Below are 21,398 nucleotides of genomic sequence, written 5' to 3' on the forward strand. Positions count from 1 at the left end.
CGCTCCGGTTCGGTCCGCCGTTTTACGACGTTTCACCGGTTTGCTGTCCGCCGTTTTTGGCCCAATACTACCCGGGCAGTTGCGTCGGGAAATCGGGACAGCAAACCGTACCAGTATCCTCGAGTCGACGAGTGCGATTCTCCGGTCGACGGGTACGAGCACCGGTTCGGCGACGAACCATCGGGCACAAACCGGATCGACGCGCGGTCACCGTCAGTCCGTGACCGCGGCGACCATCCCCTGTTTGTAGTACCGCTCGAGCATCAAGAACAACAAGACGGGGACGGCCATCGTCATCACCGACCCGGCGGCGACGAGCCCCCACTCGACCTGGATGCGGCCGGTCATCAACGGCAGGACCTGCGGGGCGAGGTAGAGTTCCGGCGAGCGCATGAACACCAGCGGGAAGAAGAAGGCGTTCCAGACCCAGGTGAACTGGATGACCGCCACGGAGACGAGCGCGGGCGTCGACAGCGGCAGGATGATCGTCCGAAAGATCTGGTAGCGCGAGGCGCCGTCGATGCGTGCGGCTTCCTCTAACTCGACGGGAATGCCAAGGAGATAGTTCCGCAAAAAGAGAACGACCCATCCCAGTCCCCAGCCGATGTGGACCAGTATTAGCCCCATGTAGCTGTCGAACAGGCCGATCTCGCGGAGGGTGTTGTAGTTGCCCATCGCGACCAGTTCCGGCGGTGCGGCCATCACGAGCAGAATCAAGAAGAACAGCGTCGTCTTCAGCGGAAACTCGAAGCGCGCGAAGGGGTACGCCGCCATCGCGCCGAGCAACATGACGACGAGCACCGAGGGGATGGTGACGACCAGCGTGTTGAACAGCGCTCGGCCCATGGGCGCCGTCTGATACGACCACGCCCGCGTGTAGTTCTGGAGAGTGATCGTCATCCCCTCTATGTGCCACCAGCCGGCGAGGATCTCGCCGAGGGGGCGGAACGAGGCCATGAACAGCCCCAGAAACGGGACGATCCAGAGCACCGCGACCGTGATCGCGATCGCGTACTTCAGGAGCCGAGGCATCGACGGAACGGCGGAGGCGAGTCGCGTCGCCACGTCGTCGTCCGTCGGTGGCGCGGTTTTTGGTATCGCGTCCGGGGGGAGATACTGATCGGTCTCGCGACTCGAGGCCGGGTTCGGTTCGCCTGGAGTGTGGGTATCGTCTGCCATGTTAGTTCATTCTGGCGATGTACAGCGCGAGCGGGGCGACGATGACGAGCTGAACGAGCGCGACGACCATCGCCTTCCCGTAGTCGATCGGCGGTTCGAACGCGGCGCGATAGACCTCGATGCCGAGTACCGAGTAGGCGTGATTGGGTCCGCCGGCGGAGCCGCCGGCGGCGTAGACGATGTCGAAGACGCGCATCACCCAGATGATCCCCATGATGACGACCACGGCGGTAACGGGTTTGACCAGCGGCCAGGTGATGTCCCAAAACCGGCGCCAGCGTCCGGCACCGTCGACTTTCGCCGACTCGATCAGCGACGGATCGATCGCGGCGAGGGCCGAACTGTAGAGCAACATGTTGAATCCCGTCTGGACCCAGATTCCCCCGGCGATGAGGGCGTAGATCGCCACCTGGGGCGATTGCGTCCAGTTGCGAACCTGCCCGCCGAGACCGACGACCCGTAACAGTTCGTTGAAGATACCAGCCTGGGGGTCGTAGATGAACAACAGGACGAGGCCGATGATGATCGTCGGCGTCGTAAAGCCGAGAAAGACCATCGATCGCAGGATTCGCCGTCCCCTGAGATCGACGAACAAAAGCGCCATTCCAAGCCCTAGTAAAGTGCTGATCGGAACGTGAAGAACCACCCAGAGGAGATTCTGCGTCAACGCGCCCATCGGGAATCGCCAGCGGAGGACGTTCTCCCAGTTGATGATGAGGGGATCGGCGAACGTCCGAATCCAGTTGTCCAGTCCGATAAAACTCTCTATCGAGAATCCGTCCCACGAGAAGAAGCTCCCGACGGCCGAGTAGGCGATGGGTCCGACCGAGAAGATCCCGAACAGGGTCAGACCGGGGAGGAGAAAGACCGCGATCGCCGCCGCTTTCTCCCGATCGACGTTCGGCCATGCAGTACGGTCCGCCTCGAGCGCGTCGATGTGGTCTCGGAGGCTCATCGTCTCAGGTGAGCAGTTCGCCGTTCTCGTCGTAGAGGTAGGCGTCGTCGTCGTCGAACGTCAGATAGACACGATCTTCGCGATCGACGGACGTCGACGAAACCTTCGCGTTGACGATCTGATCGTCGACGGTGACGTTGACGATCGTGTACTCCCCGAGCGGTTCGACGGTGTCGACCGTCCCCTCGATCGCAGCCGTTCCGGGTGGTGGATCGGTCTCGATCGAGACGTCCTCCGGTCGAACGCCGAGCGAGACGGTCCCGCGTGGAACGGTCTCGAGGCCGCCGGCGCTCGTTCGATGGAGGTCGACCGACCCCGCTTCGCCGAAGGCGATCGAGCCGTTCTGGCGGGTCCCCCGGAGCAGGTTCATCGGCGGCGAGCCGATGAATCGGGCGACCCACTCCGTTCGCGGTCGCGCGTAGAGTTCCTGGGGCGGGGCGATCTGTCGGATCGTTCCCTCGTTCATGACGACGACCCGATCGGCCATGCTCATCGCCTCCTCCTGGTTGTGGGTGACGTAGATCGTGGTGATCGCGAGTTCGTCCTGGAGGCGTTTCAGTTCGCTTCGCATCTCCTGGCGGAGTTTGGCGTCGAGATTCGACAGCGGTTCGTCGAGGAGAAAGACGGACGGTTCCCGGACGATGGCTCGAGCCAACGCCACGCGCTGGCGCTGGCCGCCGCTCAGTTCGTCAGGGGACTTTTCGGCCTGATCCTCGATGTGGAGAAAGCCCATTGCCTCCTCGATGCGTCGATCGCGTTCGTCGGGCGGAACTCCCTGGATCTTGAGCGGATAGGCGACGTTCTCCGCGACGCTCATGTGGGGGTATAGCGCGTAGTTCTGAAACACCATCGCGACGTTTCGATCGCTCGGCGACCGAGCGTCGACTCGCTCGCCGTCGAAGTAGATCGAACCCTCGGACGGGTCCTCGAGTCCGGCGATGAGTCGGAGTGCTGTCGTCTTTCCACAGCCCGACGGTCCGAGAAAGACGAGGAACTCGCCGTCTTCGACCTCGAGGCTGAGCCGGTAGTTGGCCACGGTGTTGCCCCCATCGAAGTACTTGCTGACGTTCTCCATGGTGATGTGTGTCATGTACTGTCGATGTCCACGGACCGATCCATTAAACCTCTCCAACACCTCAAACCAAAATTACGTGTAAATCGACCGATAACGATCGGATTCGTGGAAGCAAATAATATTTCAGACAGTATTTCGTTCCAGGGACACTGTCTCGAATCCCGGTCGGTCGCCAGTCGCCAGTCGCCAGTCGTCGGTCGGAACTCGTCCGGACCCGTCGATGGTCTTCCAGTTTGCCGACACGAGAATCGTTTACCGGATGGGCGTAGACCGGAGGCACATGGGCTACGATACAGCGGCGAAGGCTGATCCCGAATCGGTCGTTCCAGCGGAGTTTGGTGGGATGTGGTTCCTACGCGAGGAACTCGAGACGACGGCGCTCGGATTCACCGTCCTCGAACTCGAGCCGGAGGCGAGCGGCAAGGAACACGACGAGACCGAAAGCGACCAGGAGGAGATTTATTACGTCGTCTCGGGCACGGTCGACGTCGAGTTGCCCGACGCCGAAGAGACGGTTTCACTCGAGAGCGAGGACGCGATCCGAATCGACCCCGAGGAACGTCGACAGATCCACAATCGCGGCGACGAGCGAGCGACGCTCGTCCTCGCCGGCGCGCCGCGCTGATCGGGCGTCGATCGCGTCGACGACGGATCGACAGACCGAGATTCGATAGCCGCTACCGACGGTAATGTGAAACGAGACTGTCAAAATGTGGCTGGTTGTAACATCCACCGAAGAGGGAGGAAATCGGTGGACGTGGCTCGAGAGGCGGTCGACTCGATACAGTTATATCGGATAGACTGACTGTCTTCGTATCGTCGTCGCCGGCGATCCATCACGCTTTTCTTGCTGTACCCGCATCGTTGCCACGATGGAGCGACCGGTGACGGAGGCCGACCTCACGTTCGAACGCGTTCCCGAGACCGACCAGTCGTTCGAGAACGCGCTGGCGAAAGCTCGCGACGGCAATCGGCTCACGGTCGACGACGCCATCGAGCTACTGACCACTGGAACCGACCTCGACGGTATCGACCGGTGGCGCAAAGAGCAGGTGCTCGAGGCCGCCGACCGCCGCCGGGCCGAGGTCGTCGGCGAGGAGGTCACCTTCGTCGCCAATCTCAACAACAACGTTACGACGGCGTGTAACGTCGGCTGTCTGTTCTGTAACTTTAAAGACGCCGCCCACACGTTCGAGGTCGGTCACGACGGACAGACCGCGGGATTCACCAAGACGCCCGCCGAATCACGTGAGATCGTCGCCGACGCCGTTTCCCGTGGCATCTACGAAGTCACCTCGGTCTCCGGTCTCCACCCCGCGTTCGTCCTCGACGAGGAACACCGCGAGACCCTCGAAAGCCACCCGAATCCGAAAGAAGTCAACTACGTCCCGGCCCAGCGCTACGAGACCGATCCCGGCACGTACGTCGAACAGATGGCCGCGATGAGCGTCGACGACGTTCACGTCCACTCGATGACCCCTGAAGAGGGGTACCACGCCCGCCGTGGGACCGACTGGTCGTACGAGGAGGTGTACAGTCGCCTCGAGGAAGCGGGCTTAGACACGGTTCCGGGAACCGCCGCCGAAATCCTCGTCGACGAGGTCCGGGACGTGATCTGTCCCGGAAAAATCGGCACCGACGAGTGGCTCGAGGCGATGGAAGCCGCCGCCTCCGTCGGTCTCGGACTCACCGCGACGATCATGTACGGCCACGTCGAAAACGAGGCTCACCGTGCGGTCCACTTAAAACGGATTCGAGAGCTTCAAGAGCGCGTCGACGGCGCGATCACCGAGTTCGTCCCGCTTTCGTTTGTCCACCAGAACACGCCGCTTTTCGAACACGACGTCGTCTCCGGCGGCGCGAGCACGGACGAAGACGAGCTGATGATCGCCGTCTCGCGGCTCTTTCTCGATAACGTCGATCACGTCCAGTCCTCGTGGGTCAAATACGGCGACGAACAGGGGCTGAAGATGTTGAACTGCGGAGCCGACGACTTCATGGGGACGATCGTTTCCGAGGAGATCACCAAGCGGGCAGGGGGTACCTACGGCGAGTTCCGCTCGTTCGAAGAGTACGTCGATCTGATCACCTCGATCGGCCGAACGCCGGTCGAGCGATCGACCGACTACGACCGTCGCCGGGTGATCGATCCCGACGACCCGCCGTTCGGTCCCGAACTCGGGCCGAACGCCGACGGAACGCCAATTCTGACACGAGAGGAGCGCTCCGAACGGGCCGTCCTCGCCGACGACTGATCTCCGCTACTGGTCGCCGTCGACGCCCGGCGAACGGTCGCCCGATCGCGCCGTCCGATCTCGAGGCCGCGGCCGAGTGGGGAAATCGGTACAGGTGGCGAGTTCGAACAGCCCTCGCCAGATGATGACACAGATGGCCACCGAGATCGAACCAGCGACGAGCAGTTGCAGGATACGCGAACCGCCGATCGCGGCGGCGGTTCCGACGCCGAGAAAGCCACCGACGAGTGCCGCGTTAGCTCCGACTCGCAGCGTATCGATTCCGTCTGGAATCCGATGCCGGTGATCTTCCACGACAATAACAACACTGGGTCCTTAGTTAATAAGAATTGCCAATCTCTTCTGGACGAATCGCACGCCGGTAGTCACCTGTGCAATCTCGCCAACCGCGGGACGTGAACGGTTATATTTTCACGGAGTGTCGTTGGCTCAATGGTCAACATATCGTACGTCAACTTCGCCTGTGACGATCCCGACGCGATGGCGACGTTCTGGGCTGACACACTCGAGGGCGAGCGTCGGGACCTCCCTCCGTCGGCGGAGATCGAAATCGTCGACCAGGTCGGTGACCGCCCGTCGCTCATGTTTCGGGAGGCCACGCGAGGGACCGACGAGGACCTCCCGATCCACCTCGATCTCGGCGCCGAAGACCGATCCGAGGCCGTCGAACGCCTCGAGGAACTCGGCGCGACCGTTCGCGAGACCAAGTCGATCGAGGACGACGGCTACGAACTCACCTGGACGGCGATGGAAGACCCCGAGGGAAACGGGTTCTGCGTCAGCGAACACGAGTGAGCGGTCCCGTCGGTCGAACCGTCGGAAGCCCGTCGCCAGCGGCTGAAACGAGCGAAAGATCGAAACGACTCGAGTCGAAAAAGCGAGACCGCGTTAGATGTAGTCGACGCTCGGTGGGAGTTCGAGTTTCATGCCTTTGCGCTCGCGGATCTCCATGATCTCATCGCGCTGGAGCGAGTCGGACATGACTTCGAAGCCGGCGTTTTCGGTGTTCCAGGACGCACGACCCTCGGTCGCAGAGCGGATGTCACTCGCGAATCCGATCATCTCTTCGACGGGTGCGATGCCCTCGACGACCATGAGGTCACCCTCCTGGTACATGTCGTCGACGCGGCCACGTCGACCCTGGATCTCGCCGGATGCGGCGCCCATGTGGTCGTTTGGCACGTCGATGCGGACGTCCTGCATCGGCTCGAGCAGTTTGATCTTCCCGGCGATCAGCGCCTTGTGAAGCGCGTTTCGGGTTGCCGGGATGACCTGTGCCGGACCGCGGTGGATGGTGTCCTCGTGGAGTCGGGCGTCGTGCAGTCGGATGAGGGTCCCCTGAACCGGCTCGTTAGCCAGTGGCCCGTTGTCGAGGGCGTCCTCGAACCCTTCGATCACGAGTTCCATCGTCTCGTTTAGGTGCTGAATCCCCTTCGTGTCGTCGATGAGGATGTTCGTCCCGTGGATGTGTTCGACTTCCTGGGAGTCGTCTTTGTCCATCCCGGCCTCTTGCAGGGCCTCTCGGCGCTCCTGCTCGGGCATGTCCATCGACGCCTCGCCGAGCTTGATCGTGTCGACGAGTTCGTCCGACATCGGCTCGATCGAGATGTAAAAGCGGTTGTGGCGGTTCGGCGAGATGCCCTCGACCTCCGGGCTCGCTTCCTGGGACTGCTCGCGATAGACGACGATCGGCTCACCGGTGTTGACCGGGATGCCCTGGTTCGCCTCGATACGCTGGGTGATGACCTCGAGGTGAAGCTCACCCTGTCCGGAGATCAGGTGTTCGCCGGTGTCCTCGTTGATGGTGATCTGGATCGTCGGGTCCTCCTTGGAGACCTGGCGAAGCGTCTCGATGAGCTTCGGGAGGTCGTCCATCGTCTGGGCCTCGACGCTTTTCGTGATGACCGGCTCGGAGATGTGCTCGATGGACTCGAACGGCGTCATCTCGATACTCGAGACGGTCGAACCGGCGATGGCGTCGCGCAGACCGGTGACGGCCGCGATGTTGCCGGCCGGGACCTGTTCGACTTCCTCGCGTTCGCCACCCATGTAGATGCCGACCGACTGGACGCGGTTTTTACCCGCGGTGCCCGAAACGTACAGCTCCTGGCCCTTCTCGAGGCTTCCCGAGAAGACGCGGCCCGACGCGATCTCGCCGGCGTGTGGGTCCATCGAGATGTCGGTGACCATGAAGACGACCTCGCCGGATTCGTCGACGAGACGCATCGTCTCTGCGAGTTCGGACTCGTCGTCACCGCGCCAGATACGCGGGATACGACGTGGCTGTGCGTCGACGGGGTTCGGGAAGTGCTCACAGACCATGTCGAGAACGACGTCCGAAAGCGGCGTCTTCTCGTGGAGCTCTTGGCGCTTGTCCGCGCGCTCGAGTTCCATGATCTCGGCGAAGTCCATCCCGGTGCGTTGCATCGACGGCATCGAGACGCCCCACTTGTACAGCGCGGAGCCGAAGCCGACGGTGCCGCCCTCGACGCTTACGGTCCAGTCGTCGACGTCGTCCATATCCTTGGTCATTCCACGGATGAGTTCGTTGACGTCGTGGATGACCGAGAGGAGACGCTCTTGCATCTCCTCGGGACCCTCCTGGAGTTCGGAGATGAGGCGGTCGACCTTGTTGATGAACAGGGTCGGCTTGACGCCCTCGCGGAGGGCCTGCCGGAGGACCGTTTCGGTCTGTGGCATGGCTCCCTCGACGGCGTCGACGACGACGAGCGCGCCGTCGACGGCGCGCATCGCGCGGGTCACGTCGCCACCGAAGTCGACGTGGCCAGGCGTGTCGATCAGGTTGATGAGGTGGTTAGTGTCCTCGTACTCGTGGGTCATCGACACGTTCGCCGCGTCGATGGTGATCCCACGTTCTTGCTCGTCTTCTTCCGTGTCCATCGCGAGCTGTTCGCCGGCAGTCTCGTCGGAGATCATGCCCGCACCAGCCAGCAGGTTGTCAGAAAGGGTCGTTTTCCCGTGGTCAACGTGAGCGGCGATGGCGATGTTCCGGATGTTCTCCGGTTCGTCCATCAGCCGTTCACACTCTTGGACGATCTTCTTGCGTCGGCCCATATACACCTTGTTACCGCCAGCGGGGTCAAAAGGGTAGTGTTTCGTCCTCGCGTGGATTCGGCGTTTTCCCCGGGTTGAGCGGTGGAATCTCTTTATTGAGTGAGTGAATAACACACAGATTACGGGGCCCGACACGTTACGGAAACCGAAAATCATCATCCGCCCGCGCTCGAGTTTGCAACCGCCACGAACCGCGCCGGTCGCTCGAGTTCGAACGGAGTGATACGAGCCGTCGTGTACACATCGCGGGGCGACGATCCTTCGTCAGGTCCGCTCGCGCGGCTGTGGGTACAAGCTGTGAAAACGGGCGTAAGAGACATACTGTAACGGACCGAGTACCGTACACGCATGGATATACGAGTACAGGGTTCCGGTCCGACCGCTCCTTTTCTCAGCGCTCGAGGTCTCTTCGAGACCGAACACGACCTCACCCTGCCGGTGTACGTCCACCTCCGGGAAGATCCGGACGAACGAACCTGGGCCGGCCACTACGACGACCGCCACGTCCTGAACATCTCGAGACAGGCCGCCTCGAGTGCGATGGCTCGCGAACTCGCCCTCCACGAGTTCGCCCACATGGCCAGACACGAGCAAGAACACCCCTCTCACGTCCAGTCGACAGAAGAGGCACTCTACCTCGCACTCGCTGGCAAGAGTGTCGAACGTCGAAAGCTCTCTCACTGCTATCAGATCGCCAACCACATGAAAGACATCTACGCCGACGACATCACGCTCTCGGTCGGCCCCGGTGAGAAACTCCTCTCCTTTCTCGAGTCGAGCCTCGCGACGGCGGTCGCGAACCGTCCAGAAACGCCGGCACGACCGGGACTCGAGCGTCTCTCTCCCAGTGCGGACCCCGAGATTACGGCGGTCAACGCGGCGTTCGCGCTGGCGCTCGCCGAGCGACACGGCCTCGTCGACGACGACCACCGACTGTACGATCTCGCCCACGCGGCCGCGATGGATGCACCCGGCGTCGACTTCGCGGGGTTCAAACGCCGCTTTCGGGAACTCGCTCGCGACCCCGACACGAGTGGATACCGGCAGGTGCTCGTCGACGCCACGCGGGCGTACGTCGGCGGATCGGGGCCGGCGGCCGACTGATACGGATCCGACTACAGGTCGTGGCGACGATGAGCCAGGACGGCGATCGGGAGACACACCGCGGCCCAGGCGAGCAACGCCGCGACCGTCCCGAGTTCGCTTAGGTACGCCGGCGCCGTCGCCGCCAGATCGGCAGTCGTCTCGAGAGTCTCGAGGGAGCGATCACTGTCGGCGGCGAGTGCCCACTCGAATCGCGGGACGGCAAAGAGGTGGTCGTGTGTGTCCGCGACGAGAATCTGATAGGGCTGGTAGAGCAATCCCGTCCGAAACGGGACGGGAACGCCGTGATCCGAGCCGAATACCAGAAAGAGCACGAGCGGCCCCAGCGAGAACGCGATCGACCGAAGACGCGTCGACACGACCGCCGAGACCGCGAGCGTAATCGTCACGAGTACCATCGAAAACAGCGCCGAAACACCGGCGAACGTGGCGTAGGGAACGATCGAGATCGTCCCGAACCGGACCCACGTCGCCGCCGCGCCGATCGCGAGTCCGACGACGACGATACCCGAAACGAGGGCGGATCGGCCCAGCAGTTTTCCACAGACGACGGCGCTTCGAGAGACCGGAAGCGACTGTAACATTCGGATCGTCCCCGCTTCGCGTTCGCCGGCGAGTGCACCAGCACAACAGCCGACGGCGAGAAACGTCAGGACGAGCGGGAAGAGACGGCCGAGGGTGAAGATCACCGTCGCCGTGGGATCGACCGGATCGACGCCCTGGTCCACCCCGACGAGATAGCCGAGGCTGATCGCCGCGTCCGGCGCCTCGGCGATCCAGACGCCGGCGACGACCGCGAGCGAAAACGCCGCCCCCCAGAGGGGAACCGCCCGCGACTGCCGTCCCGTCGATAGCTCCGTCCGAGCGACGAAAGAGATCTGGCGAAGCCACGCGCGGCCCATACGGTCACCCACCCGTGTACGCCGCGAACACTCGCTCGAGCGATCGGCCGCCGGTTTCGATCGACTCGATCGCCAGGTCGGTCCGCTCGAGGGCGGCGATGACCCGCGCCGTCGCGGCGTCGTCCGCACAGCGAACGACGAGTTCGTCGCCGTCGATTCGCACGCCGCTGACTGCGTCGATCGACGTGATGCGGTCGCGAACGCCCGTCGGCGGCTCCGCCGTTCGGATTCGAACGACTGTGTCGTCGCCGACCGCCTCGTGTAGCGTCGCGACGTCGTCGTCTGCGATGAGCCGGCCGTCGTCGAGAATACCGACCCGGTCACAGACCGCCTCGACCTGATCGAGAATGTGTGAGGAGAAACAGACCGTCGCGCCGCGGTCGTTTTCCTCGCGGATGAGGTCGCGCATCAACGCCACGCCGTGGGGATCCAGCCCTGTCGAGGGCTCGTCTAAGATCAGGAGATCGGGTTCGCCCACCAGCGCCATCGCGAGCCCGAGTCGCTGGGTCATCCCTTTCGAGTAGCCGCCGGCGGCTCTGTCCATCGCGTCGGTCAGCTCCACGCGCTCGAGAACGGCCGTCGGCTCCGCGTCGACGTCTTTCGCGTCGGCCGCCAGCGCGACGTGCTGGCGACCGGTCAGTTTCGCGTACGGGGTAAAGCCGTCGAGCAACACGCCGGTTCGCTCTCGGACCGCGACCGGGGAGTCTTGCGTGTCGTAACCGAGCACCGTCGCCGTGCCGGCCGAGGGCCGCACCAGATCGAGCAAAATGTCGATCGTGGTCGATTTTCCGGCGCCGTTGGGCCCGAGAAAGCCGTAGATGCATCCCGCCGGAATCTCGAGCGAGAGATTTTCGAGTGCGGTTACGCTTCCGAACCGTTTCGTGAGGTCTCGAGTCTGGATTGCGATGTCGGGCGTCATGGATCAGGTCGTGAGGTCACAGCGTTCGTATCGGTACAGCCCGTACAGAAAGGGCGCGACGAGCAAGACGAGGTGGGCGGCCACGGCGGCCCGCGTCGAGACGCCCGAAAGCACGTTCCAACCGCCGTGTAAGGACGCAACGAGTCCGTAAAACGCCTGCCGCGGTGCGAGGACTGCGGCCTCAGGTGCCAGCCGTGACAGGGGAACGTAGAGGGTCGAGAGCCCGATAGCGACGAGCAGTGCCACGCTGTGGATCGCACCGCGTCGCCACCGGAGCGTCGACAGCGCCGAACCGATGCTCACGAAGGCGGCGAGGTGGATCACCAACACCGGGAGAAACAACACGAGCATTCGGATCGACGGCGCGTACCCCTGCTGGTGGGCTCTTCCGAACGTCAATCCGACCACGGCGGCCGCGACGACGGCGACGACGGCGACGCGCGAGAGGACGATCCCGACGAACACGCCGCGTCGGTCGAACGGAAGCGACTGCAGGGTTCGTCCCGTCCCGTTCTCTCGCGTTCCGGCGATCGCGTTCGCGCCGACCAGGACGGCGAAGCTGACCAGAAACAGCGCGATCAGCGGATCTCTCGCGAGAAAGACGTAGAGAATATCGTACTCGGTGGCGGAGATCTGAAAGTTGTTCGTCGTCCGCATGAACGACCGCCGAAATTCGCGGAGTCGAACGATGTTGAACGCGAGCAGGGTACAGATTCCGATCACCGACAGCACGGTCCCGACAGTTCGAGGCGATCGACCGTGGCGACGGAGTTCGGTCTTGCTCACGGTGAGTACGGTCCGAACGGAACGTCTCGTCTCACCGATGAACGTATCGGACGGAGCGCGTTCGATCACGGGACGACACCAGCGATCGCTGCCGGGACGGGCGGTGGGCTTCTCATGGGGGCGGCCGAGTCGGGACACGATCCGCGGTGGGTGTAACCGGGCGGGACTCCCGTCGGAATTGTCGACGCGGTTCGGTGGGGAGCCGGGGTGTCGCCCCGACGGCGCCCTCGAGTACCGAGCGAGGACCGCACGTCGCTTGCACGCGGTGTGGCGGCGCGATCGAATGGGAGGGGGTTCAGGGCGTACTCGTTATCGGCCATCATCCAAAACGAGGACGTTCAGCCACTAAATCATTTTTCGTACAACACGTTTCCGACGAAAGACGGCTCGAGTGCCCGGTGCCGACGGGTTCGTCCCGTCGTCGGCGAAGTATCGGGACGTCAGTCCGTACGACTCACCGAACGGGAGAACTGAGATGAGAAAATCGACTCGAGCGTTAGCGCGCGGCCGCCGCGACGCGCTCTTTTTCTTCTTTCTGGCTGATCGCGTACGTCTGGACGTCGTAGTCGGCCGCGCCGGTGAGCTGGCGTGTGATGGCCTCGGGGACCGACGTCGACGTCTTGAACGAGTCGTTGTGGACACCTTCGGCGAGGAACTTAAGCGCCTGGTCGACCCGGCGCTGTGGGGCAACGTCGACTGCCTTCGGGACCGAGATACCACCGTACTTCAGGCGGACGGTCTCCTCGCGCGGCGCGGCGTTCTCGACGGCGGTAACAAGCACCTGCACGGGGTTTTCCTCCGTGCGCTCGTGGATGAGGTCGAACGCCTCGCGGACGAAGTTCAGGTTCTGTTGTTTCTTGCCCGTGTTCTCCTCGGACTGCATCAGCCGGTTGATGAAGCGCTCGACGATCGAGATCTGGGACTTCTGGAACTGCTTGCTCGCGTGACGACCGGCGGTGTGTGCGACCGGCGTCACCGAGATGTACCGTTCCGTCGAGGGGTCGGCGTACTCGATCTCGTCGATCTCCCACGTGCCAAAGAGCTTGGCGCCGACGTCGGCGCCGCCCGCGGGTGCGTCGGGGTCTGGTTGGTCTTCTGCCGCCATGTTATCGCACCGGTTTCTCCGCGTTTCCGCGAACGAGTTCGAGCAGTGCGACGCCGTTGACCTTGTCGACCTTGTAGTTGACACCGGAGAGGTCACCCATCGCACGACCCTTCGCCCCGCCGATACCGGCGATGGTGACTTCGTCGTGTTCGTCGATAAACGAGATGGCGCCGTCACCGGGACAGAACGCGGTGACCTGTTTGCCGTTTTTGATCAGCTGAACCCGAACGCACTTTCGGATCGCCGAGTTGGGCTGTTTTGCCTCGATGCCTACCTTTTCGAGTACGATACCTCGAGCCTGGGGGGCGCCCTCGAGGGGGTCGGACTTCTCGCGAAGGCCCCGTGCGCGGCGCGCGTAGTCGGAGTCGGACCACCGCTGGTTCTGGCGGTCCTTCTTGAGCTTGCGCGCGGCGTACTTGCCGTTTGCCATGGGGGTCGCTATCCGACGGAGGCACTTAAGCGACCCGTTTTCGAGTTCCTCGAGACGGTCTGAGATCGATCTAACAGGGTGTAAGAAGAGATATGAGCACGTTTCGTTCCTCGAAGATCCGTCTCGTCCGTTCGTTCGCGAGCGAGGAAATCGGAAACAGGCGAACGCTCGCCCGCTAACACTGCTCGTTCGATTCATCGTCGTACGGCCACAGCTTTCCCGCGAAAAAACACAGCGCCCCCGTTATCAGGACACCCACCTGTTCGACGTCGGAAACCTCCAGTGACAGCGCGACGCCGACGTACCCCATGGTGAACAGGCCCATCGCAGCCCAGTGGGGAACGTTGAACGGGAGTGCCTCACGATGGGAGAGGTATTCGAGCGCGACGAGAACCAGGAGAACGCCGACGAACACTACCTGGAGGGAATTCACTACTCGTGATTTATTACCAACACAGACAATGGTTTTGTTTTCGGCACCGAAGCGACCCCAGGAGGGCGTACCGACCGTCCGCCGCGTCGGTCGCCCGATCGACCAAACCATTGATATCGGTCGACTCCATCCAGAAGGTAACGATGTTCGGAGCGCTGAAACGTCTGTTCTCGAGTGAATCGAACGCTACCGACGACGCCAACGACGTCGTTACGGAACTCAACGACGGACTCGAGGAGAAAGCCGAACTGGCGGACGAACTCGAGGTGGCGTACGGAGACCTCGAGACGGCGATCGACGAGTATCGGTCGACGGGACTCGAGAGCGACGCGGATCGGATCGGAACCAGTCTGTACGAGATCCGGGATCGGCTGAACGAACTCGAACGCCACACGGCTGGGATCGTCGAGATGTTCGACGCCGAGTTCGGAGACCCCCACGAGGAACCCGTCGCAGCGGATATGGACCTGCGGAGGCTGTACGACGAACTCGAGATGGAACTCGAGTCGATTCGAAAGGAGAAACGGGAGATTCAGACGGACGTCAACGCCTACGAGGACGACGTCGACGGCTACGTCGAGGTGTGGTCGATACTCGAGACCGATTCCGACGAGGAGTTCGCCGCACTCGCAAGCGACGACGACGTGATGGCGACAGTAGACGAGTTTCACGAAACGTACACACCCGACGAAGACGAGCTCTGACGCTGGACCACACCGATTTTCGACCGAGAACTAGCCGCTACCGCTCGCTCAGATCAACTGCACGTCGTCGATGTCGAAGTGTCGCTGTGCGAGCGTGCGCGCCGCCTCGATCGTTCGGCCGTTCGTGCCGATGGCGATCCCGCGATCGTCCTCCGCGACTTCGACGTACGCGACGATATCCTCGTTCTCGCTGATCGTGACGTTGTAGACCGCCGCCGGTGCGAGGGTGTTCGCGACGAACTCCTCGGGGTCGTCGGCGTCTTCGACGAGTCGAACCGGCAGATCGACCCGATCTTCGTACTGCTGGATCGTTCGCCCCCCGGGCCCGATTGCCTCACCCATCTGCCCGCCCGAGACGACGACGATCAACCGCCCGCCGGACGATTCGTTGTCGGCCACCTCGTCGACTCCGTCGACGGACAGACAGTCGATTCCGTCCGCTCCGGTGACGTCTTCGAACAGCGCGAGGTGTCGTCGAGCGTCGTCGTCGAGGGTAACGTCCATCGATTACTCTGCCTGTCGACTGCTCGAGGACGTCGACCCCATCCGGAGGTCGACGTCGCCGGTGCCGAGTTTGATCGGCTTGCCGACGATGACGTTCTCGGTGACGCCGTCGAGTTCGTCGATCTCGCCGTGGATCGCGGCGTTGAGCAGGTGGTTGACCGTCACCTCGAACGCCGCACGCGCGAGAACCGATTCCTTCGAGCCGGAGATGCCGTGGCGCCCGATCGACTCGATCTCGCCGTTGTTCGACATCATGTCGGCGACCAACATCAGGTGTCGGACGTTGACGTCGTCCAGCCCCTGTTCGGCGAGCGTGTTGTTCGTCTCCTCGATGATGGCCTCTCGAGCCGCCTCGATCCCGAGGTTGCGGTGAATCTCGTGGATGTTGTTACACGTCGTCCGGGAGGCGTCGACGCCTTCGATCTCTAAAGCGTCGCCGAAGGCCGACCCTTCGGTGTAGAGGACGAACTCCTCGTCTTCGTCTCCGTTCGCGGCGGTTCCCGTCTCGCGCTCCTCGCGTCGGATGACGACCCGCGAGACCTCTTCGATCCCCTTGAACGTGATATCGCGCAGCTCCTCGACCAACTGGAGGAGATCGCGGTAAGACGGCTCTTCCGGTCCGAACTGGATTTCGGTGCCGTTTTGTACCGTCTCCACGCCGAGGTTGTCCTCGATAATCTCGGCGACTTCCTCGGGCGTGATCATCCGCTCTTCGAGCGTATCGCGGTTGAGCGAGATCTGCACCCGCATGTCCGCGACGTTCGTCGAGACGTCACCCAGCGCCAGAATCTTCGTCGCCTCGATGTTCCAGACGACCTCGTGGGCCTTCTCGCGCTCGGTGGCGTACTCGTCCTCTAAGTGGACGGTCATCATCGGCGTATCCGGCGTCTTCCGGGCGTCGACCAGTTCGATGAGCCGCGGAAGTCCCTGAGTCACGTCGATCTCTGCGACCCCCGCGTAGTGGAACGTGTTCATCGTCAGCTGGGTCCCCGGTTCGCCGATCGACTGGGCGCTTACCGTCCCGACCGGGTCGAGCGGATCGACTCGCGTCCCCAGGTATCGCGTCTCGACGGCCTTCGCGAGTTCGTCCGCGTCCTCGACGGTCGCGCCGTCGCGTCCCTCGAGTTCCGCGTAGACGTCGTCTTTGAGCCGTCGGGGGAGGTTGGTGTCCTCGACGACCGCGATCGTGTCGTCGTCGACGTCGTAGGTGACCTCAGTCATCGGAGGTCACCTCCGCTCCCTCGGTGAGGCGATTGTCGGCGTGTTCGGAGAGGTTCGTCGGTTCACGGCGCGTGCCGAGGAACTCCTCGCGTTCGGCTTCGGATGCGAACTCGGAGTCGAGGACGCGGCCCGCGATCTCCCCGACGTCGATCGCGTTCTCCTCGCCGGAAGAGACTTTGACTGGCGAGGTGCCGTCCTCGCCGAACTCGAACTGGACGATGGTGTCCGAGGTGTCCCGGACGGTGCCGTCGTACTGCGTCTCGAGTTCCGAGAGGGCGTTGATGAGTCGACGCTGGAGGTAGCCGGACTTGGAGGTTCGCACTGCGGTGTCGACCAGGCCCTCGCGGCCGCCCATCGCGTGGAAGAAGAACTCCCGCGGGGTCAGCCCGGAGGTGTAGGAGTTCTCGACGAAGCCGTGTGCTTCCGCCGAGAGATCGTTCGGCTCGTAGTGGCTGAGCGTGCGGTCCTCGTAGCCGCGGTTGATCCGCTCGCCCCGAACCGCCTGCTGGCCGACACAGCCGGCCATCTGGGTCAGGTTGAGCATCGAGCCACGGGCGCCCGAGGAGGCCATGACGACCGCCGGATTGTCCTCGGTGAAGTGCTCGTCCGCGATGTTCCCTGCGTTGTCTCGCGCACGCGAGAGCGTCTGCATGATCTTCATCTCGAGTGTCTCGTCGAGGGTTCGACCGGGCAGGCTCTCGAGTTCGCCCCGTTCGTAGGCTTCGATGAGTTCCTCGACGCGGTCGTTGGCGTCCTCGATCGTCTCGTCGATCCGGGCCTGGGCTTCCCCCGGAATCGTCTCGTCGTCGATCCCGATCGAGAACCCGAAGTGCATGATCGCACGCATCGCGAGCGTCGAGACCTCGTTGATGAAGATCCGCGAGCGTGTGTTGCCGTAGGCCTTCGTGATCCGGTCGACGATCTCGCCGCCGAACTCGCCGACCTCGTCCTCGGCGATCGTCCCCTCGACGAGCTGGCCGTCCTCGATGACGACGTCGGTGCCGACGGTACCGGTGAACTCGAGGTTCAAATCGTCGGGAAGCAGTTCGCTGAAGACGTCGTGACCTGTCCAGAACGGCTCGCCCTCGTCGTCGATGCCGCTCGGTTCCGGAAGCTCGTCGATCCGCGTCGCACGCAGGAGGTCGAGCGCCTGCGTCTCGTTGAATCGCGGGTTATCGTGGGTGAGCAGGTACGTTCCGGAGATGTGGTCCTGGATCGCACCGATGATGTTCTCGCCGAAGCGCGGGCTCAGGATCTGTTCCTGGACGCGCATGAGGACGCGGGCCTCGGCACGGGCTTCCTCGTTCTGGAGGGCGTGCATGTTCATCTCGTCGCCGTCGAAGTCGGCGTTGTACGGCGGACAGACGACGGTGTTGAGACGGAACGTCTTGTACGGCATGACCACGACCTCGTGGGCCATGATCGACATCCGGTGGAGCGAGGGCTGGCGGTTGAAGATAACGATGTCTCCGTCGACGAGGTGGCGGTTGACCTCCCAGCCGGCCTCGACTTTCTCCGCGAGCTTCTCGCAGTTCTTCTCGGTTACCTTCAGTCGCCGCCCGTCGGGTCGGCGGACGTAGTTTGCACCGGGGTGGCCCTCCGGACCGTTGGAGACGTACCGGCGGGCCTCCGGGACGTTTCGCTCCGTGACGTTCATCGTCTGGGTCATCTCCTTTGCGACGCGGTCCGGCACGCCGACCTCGTTCAGCGAGAGGGTCGGGTCCGGCGAGATGACGGTTCGGGCGGAGAAGTTCACGCGCTTTCCGGACAGCGAGCCACGGAAACGGCCCTCCTTCCCTTTCAGACGCTGGGAGAGGGTTTTGAGCGGCCGCCCGGAGCGGTGTCGCGCCGGTGGCGTCCCCGAGATTTCGTTGTCCATGAACGTCGTTACGTGATACTGGAGTAACTCCCAGAGGTCCTCGATGATCAGTTGTGGCGCGCCTGCCTCGCGGTTCTCCATGAACCGCTGGTTGATCCGGATGATGTCGACCAGCTTGTGGGTGAGGTCGTCCTCGGAGCGTTGGCCGTTGTCGAGCGTGATCGATGGCCGTGTCGTCACGGGTGGTACCGGCAACACGGTCAGGATCATCCACTCGGGACGTGAGCGCTCGGAGTTGATGCCCAGCACCTCGATGTCCTCGTCCGGAATCGCCTCGAACCAGTCGCGGATGTCGCTTGGCATCAACTTGTTCGTGTCCTCTTCGGTGAGGTCGATGTCGAGTGCCGACTCGATCGCCGCCCGCTGGCTCTCTCGCGGTCGGAACGAGCCCGAGAGGATCTCGTTGACCCGGGTGAGGTCGATGTCGGTTTCCTCGGCAAGTTCGTCCGGTGACGTTCGCTCGATGCCGGCTTCCTCGTCGCCTTGCATCGCCGCCGCGATGCGCTGGGAGTATTCGCCGGTCAAGACCTGCTGAACCTCGTAGTACGTCGTTGGCTTCTCGTGTTCGATGTCGTACTGAGTCTCGCCACAGTGAGGACAGCGGTCTTTCTTTCGGGCCTGCCGAATTGCGGCTTTCAGCACGTCCTGTGGATCACGGCCGAGGCGGTGTGCTTCCGAAAGTCGGTCACGAAACTCCTCTTTTTCGTCTTCGGTGAGCAACAGACGTGAACACTCCCGGCACGTGCCACGCAGCAGTCGACGGATGAGTTTCGTAAAGCCGACGTGAATTACCGGCGCGGCGAGTTCGATGTGTCCGAAGTGGCCCGGACACGATCCCGAATGTTGTCCACAGGTCGGACACTCGAGACCGGGATCGATGACGCCCAGACGCGTGTCCATGAGTCCCATATCGATGGGGAATCCGTCGTCGTCGTAGGTGTCCGCCGTAATGACCTTCGTGACCGAGAGGTCCCGATACGTCTCCGGGTCCATGAGCCCGAACTCGATCTCGTCGATTTCTTTTGGTGTCTGAATTGACATGTTAGACTGCGTCCTTGAGGTTGAGCCGTGGTCGAATGCCGAGTGCCATCATCTCGTCTAGCAACAGTTTGAACGCGTAGCTAATTTCGACGCGGTGGATGTCGCTTTCGTCGCCAGTGAGCTGGTCGTAGACACGGCGCTGATTGACGTCCTGAACCGCGATCATGCCGGTTTCGGCCGAGATGTACACCTCTTCGCGGTCGGATTCGTCGACCAGCCGTTCTTTCAGCGTCATCGCCGCGCCGTGGCCGATGAACACGTCGCGTTCCATCTCCCCGATACGGAGTCCGCCCTCGCGGGCGCGACCCTCGGTCGGCTGGCGGGTGAGTACCTGTACCGGCCCGCGCGAGCGGGCGTGGAGCTTGTTCGAGACCATGTGGTAGAGCTTCTGGTAGAAGATGATCCCGACAAAGATCTCGGCCTCGATCTTCTCACCCGTGACTCCCGAGTACATCGTCTCTTTGCCCGCCGAGTCGAAGCCGTTGGCCTCGAGTCCCTTGCGGAGTTCGTCCTCGTCCTCGCCGAGGAACGGCGTGCCGTCGACCCGCCGACCCTCCATCGCACCGAGTTTGCCGCCGATCATCTCGAGGATGTGCCCGACGGTCATCCGCGAGGGCAGGGCGTGGGGGTTGAGCACGAGGTCGGGAACGACGCCTTCCTCGGTAAAGGGCATGTCCTCCTGGGGTGCCAGGTGGCCGACGACCCCCTTCTGTCCGTGCCGGGACGCGAACTTGTCCCCGAGTTCGGGGATACGCTCGTCGCGCACGGAGACCTTCGAGAGCTTCGAGCCGTCCTCGCCTTCCATCAGCGTGACGGTGTCGACGACCCCGGACTCACCGGAGCGCATCGTCACGGACGTTTCGCGGCGTTTCTGGGGCGATAAACCGCCCATGTCGTCGGGTTCTTCTAAGAACCGCGGCGGGCTCGTCTTCCCGAGCAGGACGGAGTTCTCGTCGACCGTCGTCTCCGGGTTGACGAGGCCGTCTTCGTCGAGATGAGAGTACGCCTCCTCGCCGCGGGCCCCGCGGACGTCTTGACTCGGAATCTCGAAGCGGTCCTCTTGGCCGCCGGGGTAGCGTCGCTCCTCGCCCTCGTACGTCCGGAAGAAATGAGATCGCGCGAGCGCGCGCTCGACCGACGCCTTGTTCATGACGAGGGCGTCCTCGATGTTGAACCCCTCGTAGCTCATCACGGCGACGACGAAGTTCTGGGCGGCCGGTCGGTCGTCGAAGCCGATCTGCTCGGTCGTCTGGGTCTTGACCATCGAGAGCTGCGGATAGTGAAGCAAGTGCTGGCGCGTATCCGGCCGGATACGGTAGTTCGCACTCGGAAGCCCCAGCGACTGCTTGATCATCCCCGCCCCCATCGTAATCCGCGGACTGGCGTTGTGCTCGGGGTAGGGAATCATCCCCGCACCGATCCCGAAGATGAGTTGCGGGTCGATCTCGAGGTGGGTGTGTTTCTCGTTCAGGTCGTCCTCCTCGACCGCCACGTAGATATCCTCTTCCTCCTCGGCGTCGATGAACTCGATGTAGCCGTGAGAGACGAGGTCCTCGAACTCGAGGTCGTCGTCGCGAACCGCTTCGATCTCGGCCTCGGAGATGCGTGGTTCGCCGTTTTCGACGACCAAAAGCGGGCGGCGTGCGCGACCCGCGTCGGCGTTGACGATTACCTCGCGCGTGCGGTCTTTGACCGAGACGTTGACCATCTCGCTGACGTCGCCGATGCGACGCGCTTCGCGGATCTGTTCTGCGAGTTCGTGCGGATCGGGATGGGTCCCCACCAGCGACCCGTTGACGTACACTTTGGCTTCTCGTTGTTGGCTGCTCAT

At 62.9% G+C, this 21,398-nt stretch carries 20 protein-coding genes; 5 read left to right on the forward strand and 15 right to left on the reverse strand.

All coding sequences use genetic code 11. From position 1 onward, the window contains the following. Positions 1-213 precede the first annotated feature (213 nt). From AB7C87_RS13990 to AB7C87_RS14000, 3 genes are read right to left on the reverse strand one after another with little or no spacing between them, the layout of a single operon-like run. Positions 214-1,179, reverse strand: a complete 966-nt coding sequence (locus AB7C87_RS13990; protein ID WP_369730096.1) for a carbohydrate ABC transporter permease — start codon at positions 1,177-1,179, stop codon at positions 214-216. 1 nt (position 1,180) lies between these two features. Then, entirely contained in the window at positions 1,181-2,134 is a 954-nt protein-coding gene (locus tag AB7C87_RS13995) for a carbohydrate ABC transporter permease (RefSeq protein ID WP_369730097.1), read from the reverse strand. 4 nt (positions 2,135-2,138) lie between these two features. Next, positions 2,139-3,209, reverse strand: a complete 1,071-nt coding sequence (locus tag AB7C87_RS14000; protein ID WP_369730404.1) for an ABC transporter ATP-binding protein — start codon at positions 3,207-3,209, stop codon at positions 2,139-2,141. 280 nt (positions 3,210-3,489) lie between these two features. Here AB7C87_RS14000 and AB7C87_RS14005 point away from each other — a divergent pair, with 280 nt between their 5' ends. Then, positions 3,490-3,834 (forward strand): cupin domain-containing protein, encoded by a 345-nt coding sequence (locus tag AB7C87_RS14005; RefSeq protein WP_369730098.1) that lies wholly within the window; start codon positions 3,490-3,492, stop codon positions 3,832-3,834. A 247-nt stretch (positions 3,835-4,081) separates the two neighbouring features. Further along, positions 4,082-5,464, forward strand: a complete 1,383-nt coding sequence (cofH, locus tag AB7C87_RS14010; RefSeq protein ID WP_369730099.1) for a 7,8-didemethyl-8-hydroxy-5-deazariboflavin synthase subunit CofH — start codon at positions 4,082-4,084, stop codon at positions 5,462-5,464. A 6-nt stretch (positions 5,465-5,470) separates the two neighbouring features. Here cofH and AB7C87_RS14015 read toward each other — a convergent pair whose 3' ends face one another. Continuing rightward, a complete protein-coding gene (locus tag AB7C87_RS14015) occupies positions 5,471-5,758 on the reverse strand; it encodes a hypothetical protein (protein ID WP_369730100.1) in 288 nt (95 codons plus the stop codon). A gap of 138 nt (positions 5,759-5,896) precedes the next feature. Here AB7C87_RS14015 and AB7C87_RS14020 point away from each other — a divergent pair, with 138 nt between their 5' ends. Continuing rightward, a complete protein-coding gene (locus AB7C87_RS14020) occupies positions 5,897-6,259 on the forward strand; it encodes a VOC family protein (protein ID WP_369730101.1) in 363 nt (120 codons plus the stop codon). Between the two features lie 93 nt (positions 6,260-6,352). Here the strand turns inward: AB7C87_RS14020 and AB7C87_RS14025 are convergent, their stop codons facing one another. Then, positions 6,353-8,539 (reverse strand): elongation factor EF-2, encoded by a 2,187-nt coding sequence (locus AB7C87_RS14025; RefSeq protein WP_369730102.1) that lies wholly within the window; start codon positions 8,537-8,539, stop codon positions 6,353-6,355. A gap of 348 nt (positions 8,540-8,887) precedes the next feature. Between AB7C87_RS14025 and AB7C87_RS14030 the strand changes: the two genes are divergently transcribed. Next, positions 8,888-9,643 (forward strand): DUF5781 family protein, encoded by a 756-nt coding sequence (locus AB7C87_RS14030; RefSeq protein ID WP_369730103.1) that lies wholly within the window; start codon positions 8,888-8,890, stop codon positions 9,641-9,643. Between the two features lie 11 nt (positions 9,644-9,654). On the opposite strand, the gene AB7C87_RS14035 is transcribed toward AB7C87_RS14030, so the two are convergent. The 6 genes from AB7C87_RS14035 to AB7C87_RS14060 form a co-directional block, all read right to left on the reverse strand. Further along, positions 9,655-10,545: an ABC transporter permease gene (locus AB7C87_RS14035; protein ID WP_369730104.1), complete on the reverse strand. Its 891-nt coding sequence runs from the start codon at positions 10,543-10,545 to the stop codon at positions 9,655-9,657. A gap of 4 nt (positions 10,546-10,549) precedes the next feature. Beyond that, a complete protein-coding gene (locus AB7C87_RS14040) occupies positions 10,550-11,464 on the reverse strand; it encodes an ABC transporter ATP-binding protein (protein ID WP_369730105.1) in 915 nt (304 codons plus the stop codon). 3 nt (positions 11,465-11,467) lie between these two features. Continuing rightward, complete coding sequence (locus AB7C87_RS14045; protein ID WP_369730106.1) at positions 11,468-12,319, reverse strand: ABC transporter permease subunit; 852 nt, start codon at positions 12,317-12,319, stop codon at positions 11,468-11,470. Positions 12,320-12,746: 427 nt separating this feature from the next. Next, a complete protein-coding gene (locus AB7C87_RS14050; RefSeq protein ID WP_369730107.1) occupies positions 12,747-13,355 on the reverse strand; it encodes a 30S ribosomal protein S7 in 609 nt (202 codons plus the stop codon). Position 13,356: 1 nt separating this feature from the next. Continuing rightward, a complete protein-coding gene (locus tag AB7C87_RS14055) occupies positions 13,357-13,785 on the reverse strand; it encodes a 30S ribosomal protein S12 (RefSeq protein ID WP_086887596.1) in 429 nt (142 codons plus the stop codon). A gap of 175 nt (positions 13,786-13,960) precedes the next feature. Further along, positions 13,961-14,218 carry a hypothetical protein gene (locus tag AB7C87_RS14060; protein WP_369730108.1) on the reverse strand — a complete coding sequence of 86 codons (258 nt, stop codon included), beginning with the start codon at positions 14,216-14,218 and terminating at the stop codon, positions 13,961-13,963. A 143-nt stretch (positions 14,219-14,361) separates the two neighbouring features. On the opposite strand from AB7C87_RS14060, the gene AB7C87_RS14065 reads away from it, so the two are divergent. Then, on the forward strand, positions 14,362-14,922 hold the full coding sequence (locus AB7C87_RS14065) for a hypothetical protein (RefSeq protein WP_369730109.1): 561 nt from the start codon (positions 14,362-14,364) through the stop codon (positions 14,920-14,922). Between the two features lie 48 nt (positions 14,923-14,970). On the opposite strand, the gene AB7C87_RS14070 is transcribed toward AB7C87_RS14065, so the two are convergent. From AB7C87_RS14070 to rpoB, 4 genes are read right to left on the reverse strand one after another with little or no spacing between them, the layout of a single operon-like run. Next, positions 14,971-15,426 (reverse strand): NusA-like transcription termination signal-binding factor, encoded by a 456-nt coding sequence (locus AB7C87_RS14070; protein ID WP_369730110.1) that lies wholly within the window; start codon positions 15,424-15,426, stop codon positions 14,971-14,973. A gap of 3 nt (positions 15,427-15,429) precedes the next feature. After that, positions 15,430-16,647, reverse strand: coding sequence for a DNA-directed RNA polymerase subunit A'' (gene rpoA2 / locus AB7C87_RS14075; protein WP_369730111.1), 1,218 nt, complete (start codon positions 16,645-16,647; stop codon positions 15,430-15,432). After that, positions 16,640-19,567, reverse strand: coding sequence for a DNA-directed RNA polymerase subunit A' (locus tag AB7C87_RS14080; protein ID WP_369730112.1), 2,928 nt, complete (start codon positions 19,565-19,567; stop codon positions 16,640-16,642). Before AB7C87_RS14080 ends, rpoA2 begins: the two co-directional genes overlap by 8 nt. 1 nt (position 19,568) lies before the next feature. Then, the gene (rpoB, locus tag AB7C87_RS14085; protein WP_369730113.1) at positions 19,569-21,398 is read right to left on the reverse strand and encodes a DNA-directed RNA polymerase subunit B; all 1,830 of its coding nucleotides are present in this window, start codon (positions 21,396-21,398) and stop codon (positions 19,569-19,571) included.

It is taken from the genome of Natrarchaeobius versutus (genome assembly GCF_041205745.1).
GTDB classification, from domain to species: Archaea; Halobacteriota; Halobacteria; order Halobacteriales; family Natrialbaceae; genus Natrarchaeobius; species Natrarchaeobius versutus.